This window comes from Pseudomonas sp. IT-P12 (assembly GCF_949767465.1).
Lineage (GTDB): Bacteria > Pseudomonadota > Gammaproteobacteria > Pseudomonadales > Pseudomonadaceae > Aquipseudomonas.
Map to the genome: position 1 here is coordinate 278,322 of NZ_CATKPY010000024.1, position 21,379 is coordinate 299,700.

The window sequence follows — 21,379 nt, forward strand, 5'->3', positions numbered from 1 at the left end:
GCTACACATGACTGGAGCGTCGTAACTCTTCATCTGTCGGCTCAAGGATGAGCTGAAGAAGCAAAAGGATAAGCGCATGCTCGCAGCCGCCAATGCCCCCCAATTCACACTCACCATCCCCAACGTTCACCACGACTTCAAAGTCCTGAGTTTCAAAGGCACCGAGGCCATCAGTGAGCTCTATGCCATCCACATTGAACTGGTCAGCGAAGACCCCGATTTCGATCTGGAAAGCCTGCTCAGCCAACCAGCGTTTTTACAATTCGGCCTGAATGGCGAAGGCCTTCATGGCCATATCGAAGAGGTGGTCGCAGGCGACCCCGGCACGCGCCTGACCCACTATCGCCTGGCGCTCGTACCCGCGTTGCACTATTTGCAGTTCAGCTTCAACCAACGGATTTTTCAGCATCTGACGGTGCCGCAAATTGTCACTCAGGTGCTCCAGCAGCATGGCCTGCAGACGGATGTATTTACCTTTCATGTCCGCACCAGCGCCGAACGCGAGTACTGCACGCAGTACGGGGAAAGCGACTTCGAATTCATCCAGCGCCTGTGCGCCGAAGACGGCATCGCATGGCATTACCAGCATTCGCCTGAAGGGCATTTGCTGGTGTTCACCGAAGACCCGGTGTTTTTCCCGAAGCTGGGCGCCACGCCTTTTCGACACGCCGCCGGCATGGTCGCCGAACATCCGGTGGTGAGCCGTTTCGCCGTAGGATTCAGAACGCGCACCAGCACCGTCACGCGCCGCCACTACGACCTGCAACGCCCGACCAGGCGGCTGGAAAATCGCTTCACCGAGCCGTTCCGCCCCGAGCTCGAGGACTATCGCTATCTGTTGCTCGTGAACACGGAGAAGCAAGGCAAACAGCTCGTTCGCCAGGCGCTGGAGCGGCATCGCCGTGACTATGAGTTGGCCGAGGGGACAAGCAATCAACCGACGCTGCGCAGTGGTCATCTGTTCGACCTGAACGAGCATCGGCGCAAAACGTACAACGATCTATGGCTGCTGCTCAGCGTGACGCACCACGGCAAGCAGCCCCAATCTCTGGAAGAAGCCTTTGTCAGCGACGACAAAACGCCCGACGGTTTTACCCAGGGCTACCGCAACAGTTTCAGCGCGATCCCCAGCGATGTGTGCTATCGGCCGCCGATGCCCGTACCAAGACCCCCGCTGGTCAGCCAGACCGCCCGCGTCACCGGGCCGGCCGGCGAAGAGATTTACTGCGATGAATACGGTCGCGTGAAAGTCGAGTTTCACTGGGACCGGACCGAGCACAACAGCGAGCACAGCAGCTGCTGGTTACGGGTGGCGTCCAGCTGGGCGGGAGACGGATTTGGCGCGGTCACGATCCCGCGCATCGGCATGGAAGTGGTGGTGACCTTCCAGGAAGGCGATCCTGACCAACCGTTGATCATCGGTTGCGTGGCCAACAAGGTCATGCCCGTTGCCCATTCACTGCCCCAGAACAAAACCAGAACGGTACTGCGCAGCCACAGTTCACCGCCTAACGGTGGCTACAACGAGCTGTCGATTGAAGACCGTGCCGGGCTGGAAAAAATCTACCTGCGTGCGCAACGTGACCTCGAGCAACTGATCCTCAATAACAGCCACTGCCTGATCAAGGGCGATGAGTCGCACACCACCCATGGCGTGCGCAGCACGGTGATCGGCGCGGATGAGTGGGTCACCATCGATGGCAACAGCAGCACCACCTGCGCAGGCTCGCTGGTGATCCAGGCCGGTCAACAGGCCCACGTCACCGCGCCCGATGTGGTCATCGATGCGGGCATGAGCCTGACGCTGACGGCGGGGGGACATCACCTCGTCATCAATGCCGCCGGAATTTTCAGCAGCGTGCCTGTCGTCGAGGGTGGCGCGCCAATGGCCGGTGTTGCGCCGCTACAGGCACTGCCGGTCTCGTCTGACGCAAATACCGTTGCCAATCCGGCGCCTGCATCGCCTGAGCCTTTGGCCTCGAAAGCGGATGAATCGGATGAGCTGGAGGAAGAGGAGGAAGAAGTCGAGCAGGAAGGCATCACGTTGCGCATCGGGGTGTTTTTTGATGGCACCGGGAATAACCGATTCAACAGTGAAATGGTGGCCGGGTGTCATGCGCGGGATGTGAATCTGGTGGAAGAGGCTGAGGATATCCAGCGGTTTTGTGAGAAGAATGGGTATGGCCGTGACGGCAGTGCGCCGGATAACAGCTTTGGCAATGACACGAGCAACGTGGCGAAGCTCCATGAGCTATACACCGATGACAGTCAGCGGCGACTGGCTGAGGAAGAAACCATAGGGTACATCTCGGTGTATCTGGATGGCATCGGTACCCGCAGTGGCGAAGCGGATGCACTTTTTTCACAGGCGACTGGGGTGGGTGAACATGGTGTATTGGGGAGGGTTAAGCAGAGTCCCGTAGTAATGACTGACAAACTTCAGCGATTTTGCCTAAGCAATCCGGGACGTTATATCGAGCGAATCGAGTTCGACATTTTCGGCTTCAGTCGAGGAGCCGCCGCGGCACGGCACTTTGCGAATGAGGTCATGAAGGGCGGCCAAAGTGTTCTGGCTTCGGCCCTGAAGGATTTTCCTGGTTTCGCTGAGGGCTTTAGTTGGCACAGTAAGACGGATGTGTCCATCAACTTTATCGGCATCTTCGACACGGCTGCCGCAGTAGCGGGTATTGCCGCCGGTGATCTCAGCGTCCACGACGCCATAAACCCTGGCGTCAATGTGTACCTGGCGCCCGATATCGCAAAAAAGGTCGTGCATTTGGTGGCGAAGGACGAACGTCGCCACAACTTTTCGCTCAACAGCGCCGGCGCAGCCGATATAAGGCTGCCAGGTGCTCACTCTGACCTGGGTGGCGGCTATATTCCGAACATCACGGAACGGGTCTTGCTCAGCCGTCCGCATTGCAGCCGTGACGTGGACTTGTACACGCCTTCTACCGACACCTCCGCCTTCAGACGGGCTCAGTACGACCTTGGACGAATTTGGGATCAACTGCATCTGTACGGGCTTGCTCCGGAGGTGAAAACCTGGTCGCTGGAGACAGCCAGCAGCGTCAAGGGTGATCGATACCGATCGAAAACGGTCTACGCGGCAGTCCACAGCCGGCGCATGGTGCGCAACGATCTGGCGTTGATTTATCTGCGCATCATGCGTGAGCTGGCAGCAAAAAATGATGTGCCTTTTCGCGTTATAAACGATGCAGACCTTAGGTTGGCGTTGCCGGCGGAACTGCGAACCATTGCGCAAAAACTCATGGCCTACGCACTGGGCGAAACTCGCAATGCGGGCTTGAGTACCTCTGAAGAGGCGTTGCTCTATGAACGCTACATCCATCTATCTGCCCACTGGAACGCTGCCAAAGGCTGGAACAACAGCGACCTGGACATCATCTTTATCGACCGCCCCGCTGAAAACTATGCACGAGTGGTGCACCCCAATGAGTAAGTGCCTATGGATACTCAAATCAGGTTTCGCGCTGCTGATCCCACTGTTGGGCGGATGCGCTTTTGCCGACCACCGATCACTCCCGTATGACGATTGGAGTCTCAGATTTTTTTCTCTGGACTACATGGATGTTTGGATCGAAACGGCGGATGTCGTGGATATCAAGGAGCGGGTGTTTCGGGGGGCGGGCAGGGGAATTCCCGCGTCTATGTATCCCCGGCCGTTCAGTAAAGGCATACCGGCCCGTTTCAAGGGTGATCCAAAAGGATGGCCTGAGCATCCCGGAGGGAAAGGTCGATTTGTGAGGAATGCCGACCTGCCTCGCCTGGTCTATGTACGCTGGCAGTCCATTGCCGAACCGCAGACCTATGAAGCGTATATCGAGATCCCTGAATCGGCGCGCAAGACCATGCTTCAAGGTGAAAAAACGTATTGCCGTGCGGATGGTAAATGGATAACGGATTACCGGGACATGTTGATCGTGGGCTTGGCACCTGGCGGAATTGCCAAGGTGTGGCTGGGCGGCCAATGTCTGCTGTCCACCGAGGTTGTTCGGGTGCAGGGCACAATCAATCCCAAAGGCCCCTACGAGGGACAATCAGGCGGAACTTATTACCCACTTTTGGAAGAGTCCAAAGCCTACGTCGAGAAGTTCGGTATTCCCTATGGCTCCTGGTAGCTCTCGAACCATTACCGAAACCACGACCGGATGGACTTTCAATGCTGAAGCACTCATCGCTGATCAAAACAGGTTACGCAGTCGTGTTCGCGCTTCTATTGAGCGGGTGCATGCACAAAATCCGGCCATTGCCATACGACGCGTGGAGCCTGGATTTTTTTGCTCCCGACTACATGGAGGTTTGGATCGAAACGGCCGATGTTGTTGATATCAATGATCGAGTGTTCTGGAGGGCGGGCGGCGGTATACCGGCTATGGCGTATCCACGCGGAATGAGTAAAGGCGTGCCGTCCGAATTCAGGGGTAAACCAGCGGGATGGCCTGAAGAGCCCGGAGGAAAAGGCCGGTATGTAACCGGGGCCGATCTACCCCGTCTGGTGTACGTACGCTGGCAGTCTTTGGCCGAACCACAAACCTATCATGCCTTCATCGAGATTCCTGAATCAGTTAGACAGCAGATGGCTAAGCGCGAGGAAGTGTTTTGTGCGTTTAACGGCAAGGTCATCACGCAATATCGGAAGTTGTTGGTGGTGGGCCTGGCCCCGGGCGGTATTGCTAAAGTCTGGGTAGAAGGGCCGTGTTTGACAGCAATCGAAGTCACCCGGGTTCAGGGCAAAATCCACTCCAAAGGCCCGTACGAGGGCCAATCAGGCGGAGCTTATTACCCCCTTTTGGAAGAGTCCAAAGCCTACATCGAGAAGTTCGGTATTCCCTACGGAAGTTGGTAAGGCGTCACAGGGTTGCCGATGACCAAGCAATAACAGCGACCCCCAAACGACTGTGGGAGCGAGCCTGCTCGCGAAGGCGGTGTTTCAGTCGATGAAAACATGGACTGAAACACCGCCTTCGCGAGCAGGCTCGCTCCCACAGGGGCAACGCGGCGTTGCCGGGTTAGTCGATGAAGGTCACTTCACCGCCCGCCAGCGACTGCACCCGCGCCAGCGACTCAACCCGATAACCCTGCGCATCCAGCTCGGCGCGGCCGCCCTGGAACGACTTCTCGATCACGATGCCCAGGCCTGCCACGGTGGCGCCGGCCTGCTTGATGATCGAGATCAGTGCCTGGGACGCTTTGCCGTTGGCCAGGAAGTCATCGATGATCAGCACGCGGTCGCTGCTGGTCAGGTGGCGCGGGGAGATCGCCACGGTGCTTTCGGTCTGCTTGGTGAACGAGTACACGGTCGCCGACAACAGGTTTTCGGTCAGGGTCAGGGACTGGTGCTTGCGCGCAAAAATCACCGGTACGCCCAGGTTCAGGCCGGTCATGATCGCCGGGGCGATGCCCGAAGCTTCGATCGTGACGATCTTGGTGATGCCCGAATCCTTGAACAGCGCGGCAAACTCATCGCCGATCTGCTTCATCAGGACCGGGTCGATCTGGTGGTTCAGAAAGGCGTCGACTTTCAGGACCTGGTCGGAAAGCACGATGCCTTCTTCGCGGATTTTTTTGTGCAGGGCGTCCATGAAGCTGTCCTCAATTGGCGCCCAGGCACTGGAAAAACGACTGCGCTCGATAATCCTGCGTTGAAAACAGGCTCGGAATGCTCATTTGCAGCCAGCAAACTCCGCTTCCTCGCTGTTTTGCCTTGTCCTATCTCGCTCGCTACGTTTTCACAGCGCCTGGAAATGCCGGGTCTAAGTAAAAGTGGTCAATTCTAGCGCTTTAACATCGCGCGTATATCCGCCAATGCGCTATTGCCGCGAACGGCTTTGACTTCGGTCGGGGTGTCGTCGTTGCCTTCCCAGGCCAGGTCGTCTGGTGGCAGCTCGTCGAGGAAGCGGCTCGGTGCGCAATCGATGATCTCGCCGTACTGCTTGCGCTTGGCGGCGAAGGTGAACGCCAGCGTCTGGCGCGCTCGGGTGATCCCTACGTAGGCCAGGCGACGCTCCTCTTCGATGGTGTCGGCTTCGATGCTGGAGCGGTGCGGGAGGATTTCCTCTTCCATGCCCATGATGAACACGTAGGGGAACTCCAGGCCCTTGGAGGCATGCAAGGTCATCATCTGCACGCCCTCGGCACCGTCTTCCTCTTCCTGCTGACGCTCCAGCATGTCGCGCAGGACGAGTTTGCCAATGGCGTCTTCGACGGTCATTTCGCCGTCTTCGTCCTTTTCCAGGGTGTTCTTCAAGGCTTCGATCAGGAACCACACGTTACCCATGCGGTAATCGGCGGCCTTGTCGCTGGAGCTGTTGGTGCGCAGCCAGTTCTCGTAGTCGATGTCCATGACCATGCTGCGCAGCGCCGAGATCGGGTCTTCGCCGGCGCACTGTTCGCGGACCTTGTCCATGAAGCGCTTGAAGCGCGACAGGCGATCGGTGAAGCGGCTGTCCAGGTGCTCGCCCAAGCCGATCTCGTCGGTGGCGGCGTACATCGAGATCTTGCGTTCGGTGGCGTAGTTGCCCAGCTTTTCCAGGGTGGTCGAACCGATTTCCCGGCGTGGGACGTTGATCACCCGCAGGAAGGCGTTGTCGTCGTCCGGGTTCACGATCAGGCGGAAGTAGGCCATCAGGTCTTTCACTTCCTGGCGTCCGAAAAAGCTGTTGCCGCCGGACAGGCGATACGGCACCTGATGGTGCTGCAGCTTCAACTCGATCAGCTTGGCCTGATAGTTACCGCGATACAGGATCGCGAAATCGCTGTAGGGCCGGTCGGTGCGCAAATGCAGGCTGAGAATTTCCATGGCCACGCGTTCGGCCTCGGCGTCTTCGTTGCGGCAGCGGATCACGCGGATCTCGTCGCCGTGACCCATTTCGCTCCACAGCTGCTTCTCGAATTCGTGCGGGTTGTTCGAGATCAGCACGTTGGCGCAGCGCAGGATACGGCTGGTGGAGCGGTAGTTCTGCTCCAGCATCACCACTTTCAAGGACGGATAGTCGTCCTTGAGCAGCATCAGGTTTTCCGGCCGCGCACCACGCCAGGCGTAGATCGACTGGTCGTCGTCGCCCACCACCGTGAACTGGTTGCGCTTGCCGATGAGCATTTTCACCAGCAGGTACTGGCTGGCGTTGGTGTCCTGGTATTCGTCCACCAGCAGGTAGCGCACCTTGTTCTGCCATTTTTCCAGAATGTCGGCGTGCTCTTCGAACAGCTTCACCGGCAGCAGGATCAGGTCGTCGAAGTCCACCGCGTTGAACGCCTTGAGCGTGCGCTGGTAGTGGGTGTAGACGATGGCGGCGGTCTGTTCCTTGGGGTTGCGCGCGTTTTCCAGGGCCACGGCCGGCAGGATCAGGTCGTTTTTCCAGGCGCCGATCATGTTCTTGATCTCGTCGACGCCGTCGTCGCCCGCGTATTCCTTCTGCATGATGTCCGTCATCAGGGCCTTGACGTCGGTCTCGTCGAAGATCGAGAAGCCCGGTTTGTAGCCCAGCCGCACGTGTTCCTTGCGGATGATGTTCAGCCCCAGGTTGTGGAACGTGCACACCGTCAGGCCCCGGCCTTCACCGGCACGCAGCAGGGTGCCGACCCGCTCCTTCATCTCGCGCGCGGCCTTGTTGGTAAACGTCATGGCGACGATGTACTGCGCGCGAATGCCGCAGTTCTGGATCAGGTGCGCGATCTTGCGCGTGATTACACTGGTCTTGCCGGAGCCAGCACCGGCGAGCACCAAAAGAGGGCCGCCGACGTAGCTCACGGCTTCCTGCTGCCGGGGATTGAGTCGGGACATAGATGAATTCAGGAGTCAGTCAAGAAATGGGCCGGCATTTTAACAGGCTCAGAGAATTGTGCTGCTCTCTCCGACTTGTGACGTAACACGCGATTCATATTTGCCGGTTTTGATACTTTCACGCAGGATGCGCGGAGAATTTACGTCTAATGTACGTAATTCCGGATACAAGGACCTCGTCTGATAATGGATGCCATTTGGTCATTGGTTATCAGCACGGCATAATGCCAGCCGCCTCATCATTGCAGAGTCTAGGGAGCTAGCTTGTCTACGCCTGTCGAACCCTTGCGTTTGCTGCTACTGGCTGAAGAGCCAGCGTGGGCAGCGTTGTTGCGCGAGTGTCTGGCTCCGATGGGGAGCTCGGCCGTGCTCATCAGCGCTCCGAGCTGGGAATCGGTCAGCACTCTGTTCGATGACAACCGCAGCGCGGTGTTGTTGACGGTCCCGGCCCTTCAACCCGCGCCGGGCCGGTGCAATTTGCCGACGGTGTTGCTGCTCGAACAGGAGCCGCAACTGCCGCCCGATGGCGTGAGCGACTGGTTGGTGCGCGATCACCTCGACGCGGGCATGTTGCGTCGCTGCCTGCGGCATGTACGCGAGCGCGGTCTGCTGGAAAACACTCTGCAGCGCCTGGCCGAGCAGGACCCGTTGACCGGCATTGCCAACCGCCAGGGCTTCCAGACCCTGCTGGCCGCGCGGCTGGCGGAAAACGAAGGCCGTGGCCTGGCCCTCGGTCACCTTGACCTCGACAACTTCCGCCACGCCAACGACGCCCTTGGCCATCAGGCCGGCGACCGCCTGATCCTGCAAGTGGTCGCACGCCTGAAAAGCCAGCTGGAAGCCGGCGATCAGCTGGCGCGGCTGGGCAGCGATGAATTCGCCCTGCTGATCGACACCCGCCGCGCGCCGCAACGCGCCGAGTGGATGGCCGAACGCATCACCGAAGCGCTGGCCGAACCCTACTGGGTCGACGGCGAGAGTCTGTTGATCGGCTCCAGCCTGGGCATCGCCCACGCCCGTGCCCAGGCCGGCGCCGATCCGCTGATGTGGCACGCACACATCGCCATGCAGCAGGCCAAGAGCACCCAGGGCTGCACCTTTCACATCTTCAACGAACGCATCAACCGCAATGCCCGCAGCATGGCCGACCTTGAAAGCGAGCTGCGCCGGGCGTTGCGCCGCGATGAGCTGGAGTTGCATTACCAGCCACGCCTGAACCTCGAGGACGGGCAGATCGTCGGCCTCGAAGCCCTGGTGCGCTGGCGTCACTCCGAGCGCGGCCTGTTGCCACCGAGCGAATTCGTGCCGCTGGCCGAGCAGAGCGGCCTGATTGTGCCGCTGGGTTACTGGGTGATCTCCCGGGCGTTGCGCGACATGCAGGTGTTGCGTGAACGCGGCCTGCCGGCGCTGCACATGGCGATCAACCTGTCGTTCCGGCAGTTTCAGGACAGCCAGTTGCTGTCGACCCTGAGCCGGTTGATTGCCGAGCGTGGCGTCGAGGCGCAATGGCTGGAGTTCGAACTGACCGAAACGGCGGTCATGCGGCGCAGCGATCTGGTGCAACAGACCATGGATGCCCTCGGGCGCCTCGGCGTGCGTTTCTCGCTGGACGATTTCGGCACCGGCTTCTCATCCTTCGTGCACCTCAACAGCCTGCCGATCGCCCTGTTGAAGGTCGACAAGAGCTTTGTCGGCGGCATGGAAGAGCGCGAGGAGAACCGCAAACTGGTCCACGCGATGATCAACCTGGCGCATAACCTCAATCTCGAAGTGGTCGCCGAAGGGGTGGAAACGCCGGAGCAGCTGGACCTGTTGCGAGGCTTCGGCTGCGACCAGGTGCAGGGCTACCTGATCAGCAAGCCGTTGCCGTTGGCGGAGCTGGTGGATTTCTTGATGTTTGGCAGCAACCAGCAGCCGGCGCTGGAAGTGGTTGTCTGATCACAGGACAAAGGTGGGGGCGAGCAGGCTCGCTCCCCCCCATATGGATTTCAGTCCGGTTGGGCGATTGCAAAACGCCGTGTTGACGACTCCCGCCGGATCATCCGCTGCATCTTCCACTCGAATGCCAGTGTCAGGCTCACCGCTGCGCACGCCAGGCCCAGGGCCAAACCCCACCAGACGCCCGTCGGCCCCCAGTTCAAATGGAACGCCATCCACCAGGCGGCGGGCGCGCCAATCAGCCAGTAGCAACCCAGGCCGACCAGGAACGTGGTCTTGGCGTCCTTGAGCCCGCGAATGCAGCCCATGGCGATGGTTTGCGTGCCGTCGAACAATTCGAACCAGGCGGCGACTGCCAACAGGCTCACCGCCAATTCGATCACCGGGCGGAAGGCCGGGTCGTTGTGGTCCAGGAACAGTCCGATCAACGGGTTCGGCAACAGCCAGAAGACCATCGCGAAGCCCAGCATCGCTGCGGCCCCGAAGGCGATGCCGACCCGTCCGGACATCCGTGCATCCTGCAGTTGACCGGCGCCGTAATGCTGGCCGATGCGCATGGTGATCGCGTAGGACAGCCCCGCCGGAATCATGAATGCCACCGAGACGATCTGCAGCGCGATCTGGTGCGCGCCCAGTTGCGTACTGCCCATGGTGCCCATGCACAGCGCCGCGAACGCGAACAGCCCGACCTCCACCGCGTAGGTGCCGCCAATCGGCAGGCCCAGGCGCCACATCTCTTTCAGATACTGGCGGTTGGGCCGTGACAGCCCCTGGCGCAATGGATAGGCGTCGTAGGCCGGGTGCCGCCGAATGTGCCACGCCAGCGCCAGTGCCATGAGATTGGCAACAATCGCGGTGACCAGGCCGATGCCCACCAGGCCCAGTTTCGGCAGACCGAACATGCCCGTGATCAATGCGTAGTTGAGCACGAAGTTGGCCACGGTGCCGCCCAGGCTGATGACCATCACCGGTGTTGGCCGGCCAATGGCGCTGGTGAAACCACGCAGGGCCATGAAGCTCAGGTAGCCGGGCAGGGCGAACGGCAGGATCAGCAGGAATTGCCCGGCTGCCTGCACGTTGCTCTCGGTCTGGCCGAACAGCAGCAGGACCGGTTCGATGTTCCACAACAGCAGCGCGGCCACCAGGGCCATCAACCAGGCCAGCCACAACCCGGCCTGGGTCAGCCGCGCCGCGCCGGGAATATCGCCGGCACCGTGACGGATCGCCACCAGCGTGCCCACCGCCGCAATCACGCCGATGCAAAAAATCGAAACAAATGAGTAAGTCGCCGCCCCGAGCCCGCCGCCGGCCAGCGCTTCGGGGCTCAGGCGCGCCATCATCAGGGTGTCGGTAAGGACCATCAGCATGTGCGCCAACTGCGAGGCAATCAACGGCCCCGCCAGCCGCAGGATGGCCCAGAGTTCAGTGCGCACCGGATGTTGCATGATCATCACGCCCAATCGTCAAAGAGAACAGGAAAGCGTCGATTCTCGGCGCTCTGCGGGGTTTTCACAAAGGGATAAATAGGATGGGTGGCATGATAAAAACTCATCTAGAGAGGCTTCTGATAGATTGATGGGATTACGCTGTCGGAGTATTCCTGGTGTCTCGTCGCCTCCCACCCCTTTACGCCCTTCGTGCCTTCGAAGCGGCGGCGCGGCATAGCTCGTTTACTCGCGCCGCCGAAGAGCTGTCGATTACGCAGAGCGCAGTCAGTCGGCACATTCGTACACTCGAAGAGCATTTCGCCTGCCGCTTGTTTCATCGCAGCGGGCGCCATTTGCAACTGACCGAGTCGGCGCGGTTGATCCTGCCGGGCATTCGCGAAGGTTTCACCGCACTCGAGCGGGCGTGCAACACCTTGCGCGCCGAAGATGACATTCTGCGTATGAAAGCCCCGTCGACCCTGACCATGCGCTGGTTGCTGGCGCGGCTGAGCCGGTTCCGCCACCTGCAACCGGGCAACGAAGTGCAGTTGACCAGCGCCTGGATGGACATCGATTCGGTGGACTTCAACCACGAGCCCTTCGACTGCGCCGTGATCCTCGGCAACGGGCGGTTCCCGCCGGACTGGGAAGCCACCTTGCTGTTCCCGGAAGAGCTGATCCCGGTGGGCGCGCCGAATCTGCTCAACGACCAGCCGTGGGATGTCACGCGTCTGGCCAATGCCGAGCTGTTGCACCCGACGCCGGACCGGCGTGACTGGCGCAGTTGGCTGGAGCGCATGGGCCTGACCGATCAGGTATCGCTCAAGGGCGGCCAGGTGTTCGACACGCTGGAGTTGGGGATGATCGCGGCGGCCCGGGGCTATGGCGTCTCGATGGGCGACCTGCTGATGGTGGCCGAGGATGTGGCGCAGGGGCGCCTGAGTCTGCCGTGGCCGACCGCCGTCGCCAGCGGTGAGCATTATTACCTGGTCTGGCCGAAAACCCGCCCCGGAGGTGAACGATTGCGCCGCCTCAGCGATTTCCTGCTGGGCGAGGTTCAGGCCATGAAACTGCCGGCGGTCGAGCACCTGTGTTGAACGTTTGCGCGCCCGTGGTTACGGGCTTGCAAGATATCCGAGATACCCACTCAAGTATTAGGGATTCGCGCCGAAAGTATGATTGTGGAACCCTCGTGCAGGTTCTGAGCAATTCCCATTATTAGAAAAATTTGCTGAGCAGCCAATCAAGGAAGAGTGGTCGCTCGGCCAGGAGCCGTCATGTCTCAACCCCGTGCCCGGATTGCCTCACAGCTCGGCCTTGCGCTAGCCGTGATACTGGCGGTCGTCATCACCGGCAGTACCTTGTTTGCCCTGCGTTCGCTGGACACTGCCAACCTCGCCACCCGTGAGGAACACTTGGCCAGTGAGGCCCGCTTGCTGGCCGATCAGCTGAGTACCTTTCACGGCACGTTGCGTGAAAGCACCCAGCGTCTGGCGGGGCTGTTCGAAAAGCGTTTTACCGGGGGGCTGAGCGTGCACCCGGAGGAGCAGATCAGTGTCGCGGGTACGCAGACACCGGGCTTGCACCTGGGCAATGAAGTGCTCAACAACAACTTCAAGGAAGTGGACGAGTTCAAGCAGATGACCGCAGGCGTGGCCACGGTCTTCGTGCGCAGCGGCGAAGAATTCATCCGGGTCAGTACCAACGTCAGCAAACAGGATGGCAGTCGTGCCATCGGCACCGTTCTCGACCACGCGAACCCGGCATATGCCCGCCTGATGGCAGGGCAAAGCTTCGTCGGCCGGTCCCTGTTGTTCGAGCGCTACTACATGTCGCAGTACACGCCGGTGCGCGATGGCAGCGGCAAGGTGATTGCCGTGCTGTATGTCGGCTTCGACTACACCGATGCGCAGAACGCTCAGTTCGCCAACCTGAAACGCTTCCGCATCGGCCAGACCGGTTCTCTGGCGCTGCTGGACGAGAAAAACAACTGGCTGGTGCCGATCGCTGGCGTCCAGGCGCTGGACAAGGCCGCCCCGGCCATCAACGCGCTGTCGAAAACGCCGAGCAAGGGCGGCTTCTGGAGCGACACGTCCGAAGACTTCTACAGCGTCTCCGTGCCTTTCGAGGACGGCCCGTGGTCGGTCGTGGCCAGCATGCCGCAGGAGGAGATCAGCGCGGTAACCTGGAGCGTCGGGATTCAACTGGCGATTGGCAGTCTGCTGGCGATGCTGATCGCCGTGGGCTCGGCCGTCTGGCTGCTGCGCAGCAAGCTGGCGCCGCTGGGCGATCTGGTACGCCAGGCCGAAGCTCTCGGTGCCGGTGACCTGAGCGTGCGCCTGAATGTGTCGAGCAACGATGAAATCGGTCAACTGGCCCGTGCTTTCAACCAGATGAGCCAGGCGCTGTCGACGATGGTCGAGCACATCCGCAAGGCCTCGCAAGAGGTCAACAGCCGCGCTCAGGCGCTGTCCGGCCTGTCCGGTGGCGCCTATGAAGGGATGGAGCAGCAATCGGGTGAAATCACCAGCATGGCCGGTGCCGTGGAAGAGTTCAGCGCCACGTCGCTGAACATTGCCGACAACATGGGCAACACTCAGCGTCTGGCGCAGGAAAACGCCCAGCAAACGCAGATCGGTCGTACGTCCATGGACGAAGCGTCGTCGTCCCTGGAACAGATCGCGGGTGCCTTGAACAGCACGGCAACCGTGATCAACACCCTGGGGCAGCGTTCCCAGGAAATCGGCGGCATTGTCGGGACGATCACTTCCATCGCCGAGCAAACCAACCTGCTGGCGCTCAACGCGGCGATCGAAGCGGCCCGTGCCGGTGAGCAGGGTCGTGGTTTTGCCGTGGTGGCCGATGAGGTGCGCAACCTGGCGTCCCGCACGCGTCAGGCGACTGACGAGATCTCCGGCATGATCCAGAGCATCCAGCAGGAAACCGGCAACGCCATCAGCACCATGGAGCAGGGCAACGTGCTGATGCAGGAAGGCCTGTCGCGCAACGCCAACGTCGCATCGGCGCTGGCGCGCATCGATGAACAGAGCCGCTCGGCGGGCCAGCAATTCGCAGCGATTACCACCGCGACCCAGGAACAGAGCAGCACCGCGACCCTGCTCAGCAGCAACCTGCAAAGCATTGCGTTGGCCAACAGCGAGCAGCGCGAAGTGGTGGCGAACCTGGCCGTCACGGCCAAGGAGCTGGAGAAACTGGCGGCAGATCTGCGGTCCGAGGTCGACCGGTTTCGTTGAGGTGCGGCTGAGATAGCTATCGCGAGCAGGCTCGCTCCCACAAGGTCCGGTGTATGCGGATCCATTGTGGGAGCGAGCCTGCTCGCGATTGGGCACGACTCAATCCCGAGCCTTACTGAGTCGCTGGCCGATACTGCAACGCTTCGGCCAGATGCTCACGTGCAATGCCTTCGACTTGCTCAAGATCCGCCAATGTACGCGCCACCTTGAGCAGTCGATGGGCGGACCTCAGTGACAGGTTCAATCGTTCGCAGGCTGTCTCCAGCCACGTTTCATCGGTTGCGGACAAGTGGCAGTGACGGCGCAAGCCCGGCAGGTCGAGGAAGGCATTGGCGCAGCCTTGGCGCCTGTGCTGCCGTTCGCGTGCATCGGCCACCCGCGTGGCGGCTGATGCAGTGTCTTCGCCGGGTTTTACCGCCGGATTCAGCGCCGTGGCTTCCCGGGCCACGGTCAGGTGCAAGTCGATGCGATCCAGCAGCGGCCCCGACAGTTTGTTGCGGTAGCGCTGCACCATGTCCGGCGTGCACGAACACCGGCCTGTGGGCTCGCCAAGATAGCCGCAGGGGCAAGGGTTCATCGCCGCCACCAACTGAAAGCGCGCCGGAAAGCGCACGCGTTCCCTGGCCCGGGCAATCACGATATGCCCGGACTCCAGCGGCTCTCTCAGCACCTCCAGCACCTTGCGATCAAACTCCGGCAGTTCATCGAGAAACAGCACGCCATGATGGGCCAGGGTAATTTCGCCCGGCTGCGGTTTTGAACTGCCCCCGACCAGCGCCGGACCGGACGCCGAGTGATGGGGCTGGCGAAATGGTCGTTGCGGCCAATGGGTCAGCGGTGCGCCGCTGGCCACTGACTGAATCGCTGCGACTTCCAGGGCTTCATGCTCGGCCAGGGGTGGCAGCAAGCCCGGCAATCGGCTGGCGAGCAGGGTCTTGCCCGTGCCCGGCGGTCCACTGAACAGCAGGTTATGCGCCCCCGCTGCCGCAATCAGCAGCGCGCGCTTGGCCGCCAGTTGGCCTTGCACTTCGCTGAGGTCGGGATAGGGTTTGGCGGCGTGGATCAGACCGTCCGAGGCATAAGGCTCAACCGGTGTATGCCCGTTGAAATGCGCCACCGCCTGCAGCAGATGATCCACCGCAATCACCCTCAATCCCGACGCCAGACACGCCTCTTCGGCATTCGCCCGGGGCACCACCAGCGTACGCCCGGCCCTGCGCGCCGCGAGCGCCGCCGGCAACACCCCGCGAACGGGCCGGACTTCGCCGGACAACGCCAGTTCGCCCAGGCATTCTACGTTGTCCAGGGTCAAGGTCGGCACTTGCACGCTCGCCGATAGAATCCCCAGGGCAATCGCCAGATCGAACCGCCCGCCATCCTTGGGCAAGTCTGCCGGCGCCAGATTCAGCGTGATCCGCCGCGCCGGAAACTGCAGCCCCGAATTGATGATCGCGCTGCGCACGCGATCCTTACTCTCCTTTACCGCCGCCTCCGGTAAACCCACCATGGTCAACGACGGCAAACCATTGGCCAGATGAACTTCAACGGTAACGGCAGGCGCATCCACGCCGACTTGGGCGCGGCTGTGGACGATGGAGAGGGACATGGTCGTTCCTTGAGCAAATAAGACGGCCGCTTCCTGCGGCTTTTTTTAAGGGTAGACGGGGGCCAGGGGTTCGGGCGGCAACAGCGAAGGCAAAGTTTCGCAGGATGTTGCGCGCCGGTTCTGGTGGGGTACGCAGGCTCAATTGGATCGATCAGCGAGGCAGGCCCCTGTACAAGCGGGCACGCTCGCGAGTTTCATTCGGTTGGCGGGGTCAGCTTCGCTTCCATTTCCGCGACCTTGGTTTCAAGCGCCTCCAGGCGGGCGCGGGTGCGCGCAAGGACGACCATCTGGCTGTCGAATTCTTCGCGGCTCACCAGGTCCAGTTTGCTGAAGGCGCTTTGCAGCAGCATCTTGAACTGGCTTTCGATTTCGCTTTTCGGCAGCGGCGTGTCGCCGCTGAAGAGACGGGAGGCGGTGCCGGTCAGGGCGTCGAGGAAGTCTTTGGGCGCAAGCATGGGCAATGTCCTGTAAACGAGGCCCGCAGTGTATCACGCAGCGTCCCAAGCCCATTCCGACCACTGGTCCTGCACGCTTTTCGCGCATACGGACGGACGGCAACGCACCGTTGTTGTGCGTATAAGCCGGGCCATCAAAGCGCAACGGCCTATTGATGCGGGCAAGCGATTGAATTCCGGGGTTTTTGCCGAGCTGGCAAGCTTTCTGCTTAGTCGGTAGTAACCCATGCACTGATGCAGTCGCTGTGACGAATGCAGTGCGCCAAGCGGAACGGGGGAAGTGTTTCGCGCGGAGCGGTTAGCTGGCGTCGGACGGGCAGGTAAGGCCGACGATGCGTTACAAAGCCAGGCACTGCGCTTAGACTTGAGACGGGTTTGTTTTCCTGGGGCAAGTCCACCAATTCGGGAGAGAGTTTTCATGAAGCTAGTCACTGCCATCATCAAGCCGTTCAAGTTGGACGACGTGCGCGAGTCGTTGTCCGAGATCGGCGTGCAGGGCATTACCGTCACTGAAGTCAAAGGCTTCGGTCGGCAGAAGGGTCACACCGAGCTGTATCGCGGCGCGGAGTACGTGGTCGATTTCCTGCCAAAGGTGAAGATTGATGTCGCCATTGACGACAAGGATCTCGACCGGGTTATCGAGGCGATAACCAAGGCCGCCAACACCGGCAAGATCGGTGACGGCAAGATCTTCGTGGTCAATCTGGAACAGGCGATTCGCATCCGTACCGGCGAAACCGATACCGACGCAATCTAAGCCGCCACAAACCCCAACGCCCCAGGAGAAAACAATATGACTCTGCGTAAATTCGCAGGGCTAGGAGCCCTGTTGTCCATCGTAATGCCAAGCCTGGCCATGGCGGCAGACGAAGTGGCAGCCCCAGTCCTCAATTCCGGCGACACCGCCTGGATGCTGACCTCGACAGCCCTGGTGCTGTTCATGACCATTCCCGGCCTCGCGCTGTTCTACGGCGGTATGGTTCGCTCGAAAAACATTCTTTCCGTGATGATGCAGTGCTTCGCCATTACCGGTCTGATCAGCATCCTGTGGGTCATTTATGGCTACAGCATCGCGTTCGACACCACGGGCATGGAGCAGGGCGTCGTCAACTTCAACTCCTTCTTCGGTGGCATGGGCAAGGCCTTCCTCGCCGGCGTCACGCCAGCCAGCCTGACCGGCCCGGCGGCGTTGTTCCCTGAAGCGGTGTTCATCACCTTCCAGATGACCTTCGCCATCATCACCCCGGCGCTGATCGTCGGTGCCTTCGCCGAGCGCATGAAGTTCTCCGCGATGCTGGTGTTCATGGGCATCTGGTTCACCCTGGTGTATGCACCGATTGCACACATGGTCTGGTCCGGCAACGGCGGCCTGATGTGGGACTGGGGCGTGCTCGATTTCGCGGGCGGCACCGTGGTGCACATCAACGCCGGTATCGCCGGTCTGGTCGCGTGCATCGTGCTTGGCAAGCGTAAAGGCTTCCCGACCACTCCGATGGCTCCGCATAACCTGGGTTACACCCTGATGGGCGCCGCCATGCTGTGGGTCGGCTGGTTCGGTTTCAACGCCGGTTCCGCCGCCGCCGCCAACGGCACCGCCGGCATGGCGATGCTGGTCACCCAGATCGCGACCGCCGCCGCTGCACTGGGCTGGATGTTCGCCGAGTGGGTCACCCACGGCAAACCAAGTGCACTGGGTATCGCTTCGGGTGTGGTCGCCGGCCTGGTCGCCATCACTCCGGCCGCTGGCACCGTGGGCCCGATGGGCGCGCTGGTGATCGGCCTGGCAGCGGGCGTGGTGTGCTTCTTCTGCGCCACCACCCTGAAACGCAAACTCGGTTATGACGACTCCCTGGACGCCTTCGGCGTGCACGGTATCGGCGGTATCCTCGGCGCGATCCTGACCGGTGTGTTCGCCGCACCGTCCCTGGGTGGCTTCGGCACCGTCACCGACATCGCCGCACAAGTCTGGATCCAGTGCAAAGGCGTGGGCTTCACCGTTATCTACACAGCGATCGTCACCTACATCATCCTCAAGGTGCTGGACGCTGTCATGGGCTTGCGTGTCACCGAAGAAGAAGAGGCTGTCGGCATCGACCTGGCGCTTCACAACGAGCGCGGCTACAACCTGTAAAACGCGCAACAAAAAAACTGCCCGGCTTGCCGGGCATTTTTTTGCCCGGGATTTGTCAGTGAAGATACTGCTGAAAGGTTTTTTCGTACCTGTTTTATAGCGTTTGCAGTGGGCGTTTTTTTACGGTCAATCACTTACGTGATTGAAGGAATATTAGGGTCTTTGTTTTTTCCCAGAGCGCGCTAGAATGCGCCCCGAACGTGCGGAGAACTGTATGTGGCAACAGACTCTGATTACCCTGCGGGCAAGGCCCCGGGGCTTTCATCTGGTAACGGACGAGTTACTCGCCGGCCTGCCTGAACTCAAGGCATGCCGGGTCGGTCTGTTGCATTTGTGGCTGCAGCATACCTCGGCGTCGTTGACCATCAACGAGAACGCCGATCCGGCGGTACGTCGCGACTTCGAACGGTTTTTCAATCGTCTGATCCCACAAGGCACAGACGGCTATGAGCATAACGACGAAGGCCTGGACGACCTCCCGGCGCACTTCAAGGCCAGCGTACTTGGCTGTCAGCTCAGTTTGCCGGTTTCGGCAGGCAGGCTGGCGTTGGGCACCTGGCAAGGCGTTTATCTGGGCGAGCACCGAGATCATGGCGGTGCTCGTAAAGTCCTCGCCACCTTGCACGGTGAAGGGGCATGAACCGCTGGTCACCAGCGGTTACTGAATTTTTCCGGCAGCCTTCGACAGATGGCTAAGCTGGACTATAACTAACCTGCTTTTTGCAAGTCATGAGGTAGAACATGAGCGACGATGATCTGGAAAACGACGACCTCGAAGTAGGTGACGAGGACGATACCGAAGAAGGTCTGGAAGCAGCGGCGGACGACGTCGTTGAAGACAGCGGTGACGACACGCCGGCCCCGACTGCCAAAGGCAAGGCCAAGGCTGCGGTGTCGGTTGACGAGCTGCCAAGCGTGGAAGCCAAGAACAAGGAGCGCGATGCCTTGGCCAAGGCCATGGAAGAGTTCCTGGCGCGCGGCGGCAAGGTGCAGGAAGTGGAGGCCAATGTGGTCGCCGATCCGCCCAAGAAGCCTGACAATAAGTACGGCAGCCGGCCTATCTGAGCGTCTGCCCTTGCTTGCTGAAAAAGCCCGCCGTCGCTGCGGGCTTTTTCATGGGTCGGATAACCGGTTGAAGGCAATGGAAGGCAGGTGTCAGGCCGAGGTCTTGTTCCACCGCGCCAACAAGGCCGGCAACTCGGTCAGGCTGCGGACCTGGGCATCGGGCAAACGCTCGGCTTCCCACGCTTTGCCCGTGGGGTTGAACCAGATTGCGCGCAGACCGGCCTGTTGCGCCCCGGCGATGTCATCCCCCGGATGATCGCCGATGTGCACCGCCGTCTCGGCCGTGGCGTCGCCACGCTGCAGGGCTTCCTGGAACAGGCGCGCATCCGGCTTGGCGATACCGATGTCTTCGGCGCACAAGGCAAACTTGAAATAGTCCGCCAGGCCCAGCCGGCGCACGTCGGCGTTGCCGTTGGTGACCACGCCCAGGGCGTAGTGGTTGGCGAGTATTTCCAGGGTCGGCTGCACGTCCGGGAAGATTTCCAGTTGATGCCGCGCCTGCAGGAAGACTTCAAAGCTCTGGTCCGCCAGGTCCGACGCCTGCCCGTGTTCGTAGCCCGCCTCTTGCAGCGCATGGAACAGCACCCGGCGACGCAATGCGCTGATGCGGTGTTTGAGCCCCGGCTCGGTGCTCAGGATGCGCTCGCGAATGCCCCACAGATGCTCTACCGGCACTGCGCCGAGGTTCGGCGCATGTTCGGTCAGCCATTCACGCAGTACGGCTTCTGCACTGACAATCACCGGGGCGGTGTCCCACAGGGTGTCGTCGAGGTCGAAGGTGATCAGCTGGATAGTCATGAATCATCGCCCTTGATGCGTTTGGCCCGAGGATGGGCGCTGTCGTAGACCGTGGCCAGGTGCTGGAAGTCCAGGTGGGTGTAGATCTGGGTGGTCTTGATGTCCGAGTGGCCGAGCAGTTCCTGCACAGCGCGCAGGTCCTGGGAGGATTCCAGCAAGTGGCTGGCAAAAGAATGTCGCAGCATGTGCGGGTGCAGGTTTTGCCCCAGTTCGCGCGCGCCAGCAGCCTTGATGCGCACCTGCACGGCCCGGGGGCCGAGGCGTCGACCTTGCTGGCCGATGAACACGGCGTCATCCACCGGGTTGGCCATGGCGCGCAGGGGCAGCCACAACTCCAGCGCCTCCCGGGCCTTCTGGCCCACGGGCAGCAGTCGGGTCTTGCTGCCTTTGCCCAGCACCTGGACCATGCCATCCGCCAGGTCCAATTGGTCGAGGTTGAGCCCGGTCAGCTCCGACAGGCGCAGGCCCGAGGAGTAGAACAGTTCCATCATCGCCTGGTCGCGACGCGCCAGGAAGTCATCCTCGACCGCACCCTCCAGCAGTTGCAGTGCACGGTCGGTGTCGAGGGTCTTCGGCAGTCGACGCTCGCCTTTGGGCGGGGCCAGGCCATTGGCCGGGTCGTGGTCGCACAGCCCTTCGCGGTTGAGGTAGTGATAGAGCCCGCGCACCGCCGACAACAGACGCGCCAGGCTGCGGGAGGACTGGCCCTGGGCATGCAGGCGTGCGATCAGACTGCGCAGGCGCTGGATATCCAGGGCGGCCCAGCTGCCGATGTTCTGTTTGACACACCAGCCCAGGACCTTGTCCAGGTCGCGGCGGTAGGCGGACAGCGTGTGGGGCGACACCTGCCGCTCACTGCGCAGGTGTTCGCAGTAGGCGTCCAGTTGTCTTTCCACGA

The 21,379-nt window shown here is 61.0% G+C and carries 17 protein-coding genes; 10 read left to right on the plus strand and 7 right to left on the minus strand.

Translation table 11 applies throughout. The features are described from left to right. Nucleotides 1-76 precede the first annotated feature (76 nt). From tssI to ACM6IM_RS22200, 3 genes are read left to right on the plus strand one after another with little or no spacing between them, the layout of a single operon-like run. Complete coding sequence (gene tssI / locus ACM6IM_RS22190) at nt 77-3,463, plus strand: type VI secretion system tip protein TssI/VgrG (protein ID WP_414866317.1); 3,387 nt, start codon at nt 77-79, stop codon at nt 3,461-3,463. After that, nucleotides 3,456-4,142: a DUF2931 family protein gene (locus ACM6IM_RS22195; RefSeq protein ID WP_201191426.1), complete on the plus strand. Its 687-nt coding sequence runs from the start codon at nt 3,456-3,458 to the stop codon at nt 4,140-4,142. Before tssI ends, ACM6IM_RS22195 begins: the two co-directional genes overlap by 8 nt. Nucleotides 4,143-4,183: 41 nt before the next feature. After that, complete coding sequence (locus tag ACM6IM_RS22200; protein WP_414866318.1) at nt 4,184-4,870, plus strand: DUF2931 family protein; 687 nt, start codon at nt 4,184-4,186, stop codon at nt 4,868-4,870. Nucleotides 4,871-5,033: 163 nt separating this feature from the next. Here the strand turns inward: ACM6IM_RS22200 and ACM6IM_RS22205 are convergent, their stop codons facing one another. After that, nucleotides 5,034-5,606 (minus strand): xanthine phosphoribosyltransferase, encoded by a 573-nt coding sequence (locus tag ACM6IM_RS22205; RefSeq protein ID WP_201191430.1) that lies wholly within the window; start codon nt 5,604-5,606, stop codon nt 5,034-5,036. Nucleotides 5,607-5,797: 191 nt separating this feature from the next. Continuing rightward, complete coding sequence (rep, locus tag ACM6IM_RS22210; protein WP_192307101.1) at nt 5,798-7,807, minus strand: DNA helicase Rep; 2,010 nt, start codon at nt 7,805-7,807, stop codon at nt 5,798-5,800. A gap of 264 nt (nt 7,808-8,071) precedes the next feature. Between rep and ACM6IM_RS22215 the strand changes: the two genes are divergently transcribed. Then, nucleotides 8,072-9,745, plus strand: coding sequence for a putative bifunctional diguanylate cyclase/phosphodiesterase (locus ACM6IM_RS22215; protein WP_414866319.1), 1,674 nt, complete (start codon nt 8,072-8,074; stop codon nt 9,743-9,745). A 50-nt stretch (nt 9,746-9,795) separates the two neighbouring features. Here the strand turns inward: ACM6IM_RS22215 and ACM6IM_RS22220 are convergent, their stop codons facing one another. Continuing rightward, the gene (locus ACM6IM_RS22220; protein ID WP_192307372.1) at nt 9,796-11,190 is read right to left on the minus strand and encodes a NorM family multidrug efflux MATE transporter; all 1,395 of its coding nucleotides are present in this window, start codon (nt 11,188-11,190) and stop codon (nt 9,796-9,798) included. Between the two features lie 158 nt (nt 11,191-11,348). On the opposite strand from ACM6IM_RS22220, the gene ACM6IM_RS22225 reads away from it, so the two are divergent. Both ACM6IM_RS22225 and ACM6IM_RS22230 read left to right on the plus strand, forming a co-directional pair. Beyond that, nucleotides 11,349-12,269: a LysR substrate-binding domain-containing protein gene (locus tag ACM6IM_RS22225; RefSeq protein ID WP_414866320.1), complete on the plus strand. Its 921-nt coding sequence runs from the start codon at nt 11,349-11,351 to the stop codon at nt 12,267-12,269. 180 nt (nt 12,270-12,449) lie between these two features. Beyond that, nucleotides 12,450-14,426 carry a methyl-accepting chemotaxis protein gene (locus tag ACM6IM_RS22230; protein WP_192307098.1) on the plus strand — a complete coding sequence of 659 codons (1,977 nt, stop codon included), beginning with the start codon at nt 12,450-12,452 and terminating at the stop codon, nt 14,424-14,426. Nucleotides 14,427-14,538: 112 nt separating this feature from the next. Here the strand turns inward: ACM6IM_RS22230 and ACM6IM_RS22235 are convergent, their stop codons facing one another. Continuing rightward, a complete protein-coding gene (locus tag ACM6IM_RS22235; RefSeq protein WP_192307097.1) occupies nt 14,539-16,032 on the minus strand; it encodes a YifB family Mg chelatase-like AAA ATPase in 1,494 nt (497 codons plus the stop codon). A gap of 194 nt (nt 16,033-16,226) precedes the next feature. Further along, nucleotides 16,227-16,487, minus strand: coding sequence for an accessory factor UbiK family protein (locus ACM6IM_RS22240; RefSeq protein WP_192307096.1), 261 nt, complete (start codon nt 16,485-16,487; stop codon nt 16,227-16,229). A 418-nt stretch (nt 16,488-16,905) separates the two neighbouring features. On the opposite strand from ACM6IM_RS22240, the gene glnK reads away from it, so the two are divergent. The 4 genes from glnK to sutA all read left to right on the plus strand — a co-directional run bounded on the left by glnK (nt 16,906) and on the right by sutA (nt 19,683). Further along, entirely contained in the window at nt 16,906-17,244 is a 339-nt protein-coding gene (gene glnK, locus ACM6IM_RS22245; protein ID WP_002555808.1) for a P-II family nitrogen regulator, read from the plus strand. A 36-nt stretch (nt 17,245-17,280) separates the two neighbouring features. Continuing rightward, a complete protein-coding gene (locus tag ACM6IM_RS22250; RefSeq protein ID WP_192307095.1) occupies nt 17,281-18,618 on the plus strand; it encodes an ammonium transporter in 1,338 nt (445 codons plus the stop codon). Nucleotides 18,619-18,832: 214 nt separating this feature from the next. Beyond that, the gene (locus ACM6IM_RS22255) at nt 18,833-19,258 is read left to right on the plus strand and encodes a secondary thiamine-phosphate synthase enzyme YjbQ (RefSeq protein WP_414866321.1); all 426 of its coding nucleotides are present in this window, start codon (nt 18,833-18,835) and stop codon (nt 19,256-19,258) included. A 101-nt stretch (nt 19,259-19,359) separates the two neighbouring features. Beyond that, a complete protein-coding gene (sutA, locus tag ACM6IM_RS22260; RefSeq protein WP_192307093.1) occupies nt 19,360-19,683 on the plus strand; it encodes a transcriptional regulator SutA in 324 nt (107 codons plus the stop codon). 90 nt (nt 19,684-19,773) lie between these two features. On the opposite strand, the gene ACM6IM_RS22265 is transcribed toward sutA, so the two are convergent. Together ACM6IM_RS22265 and xerC are read right to left on the minus strand one after the other, a co-directional pair. After that, nucleotides 19,774-20,481, minus strand: coding sequence for an HAD family hydrolase (locus ACM6IM_RS22265; RefSeq protein ID WP_201191443.1), 708 nt, complete (start codon nt 20,479-20,481; stop codon nt 19,774-19,776). Beyond that, a complete protein-coding gene (gene xerC, locus ACM6IM_RS22270; protein WP_192307091.1) occupies nt 20,478-21,377 on the minus strand; it encodes a tyrosine recombinase XerC in 900 nt (299 codons plus the stop codon). The genes ACM6IM_RS22265 and xerC overlap by 4 nt, the downstream gene beginning before the upstream one ends. Nucleotides 21,378-21,379 lie beyond the last annotated feature (2 nt).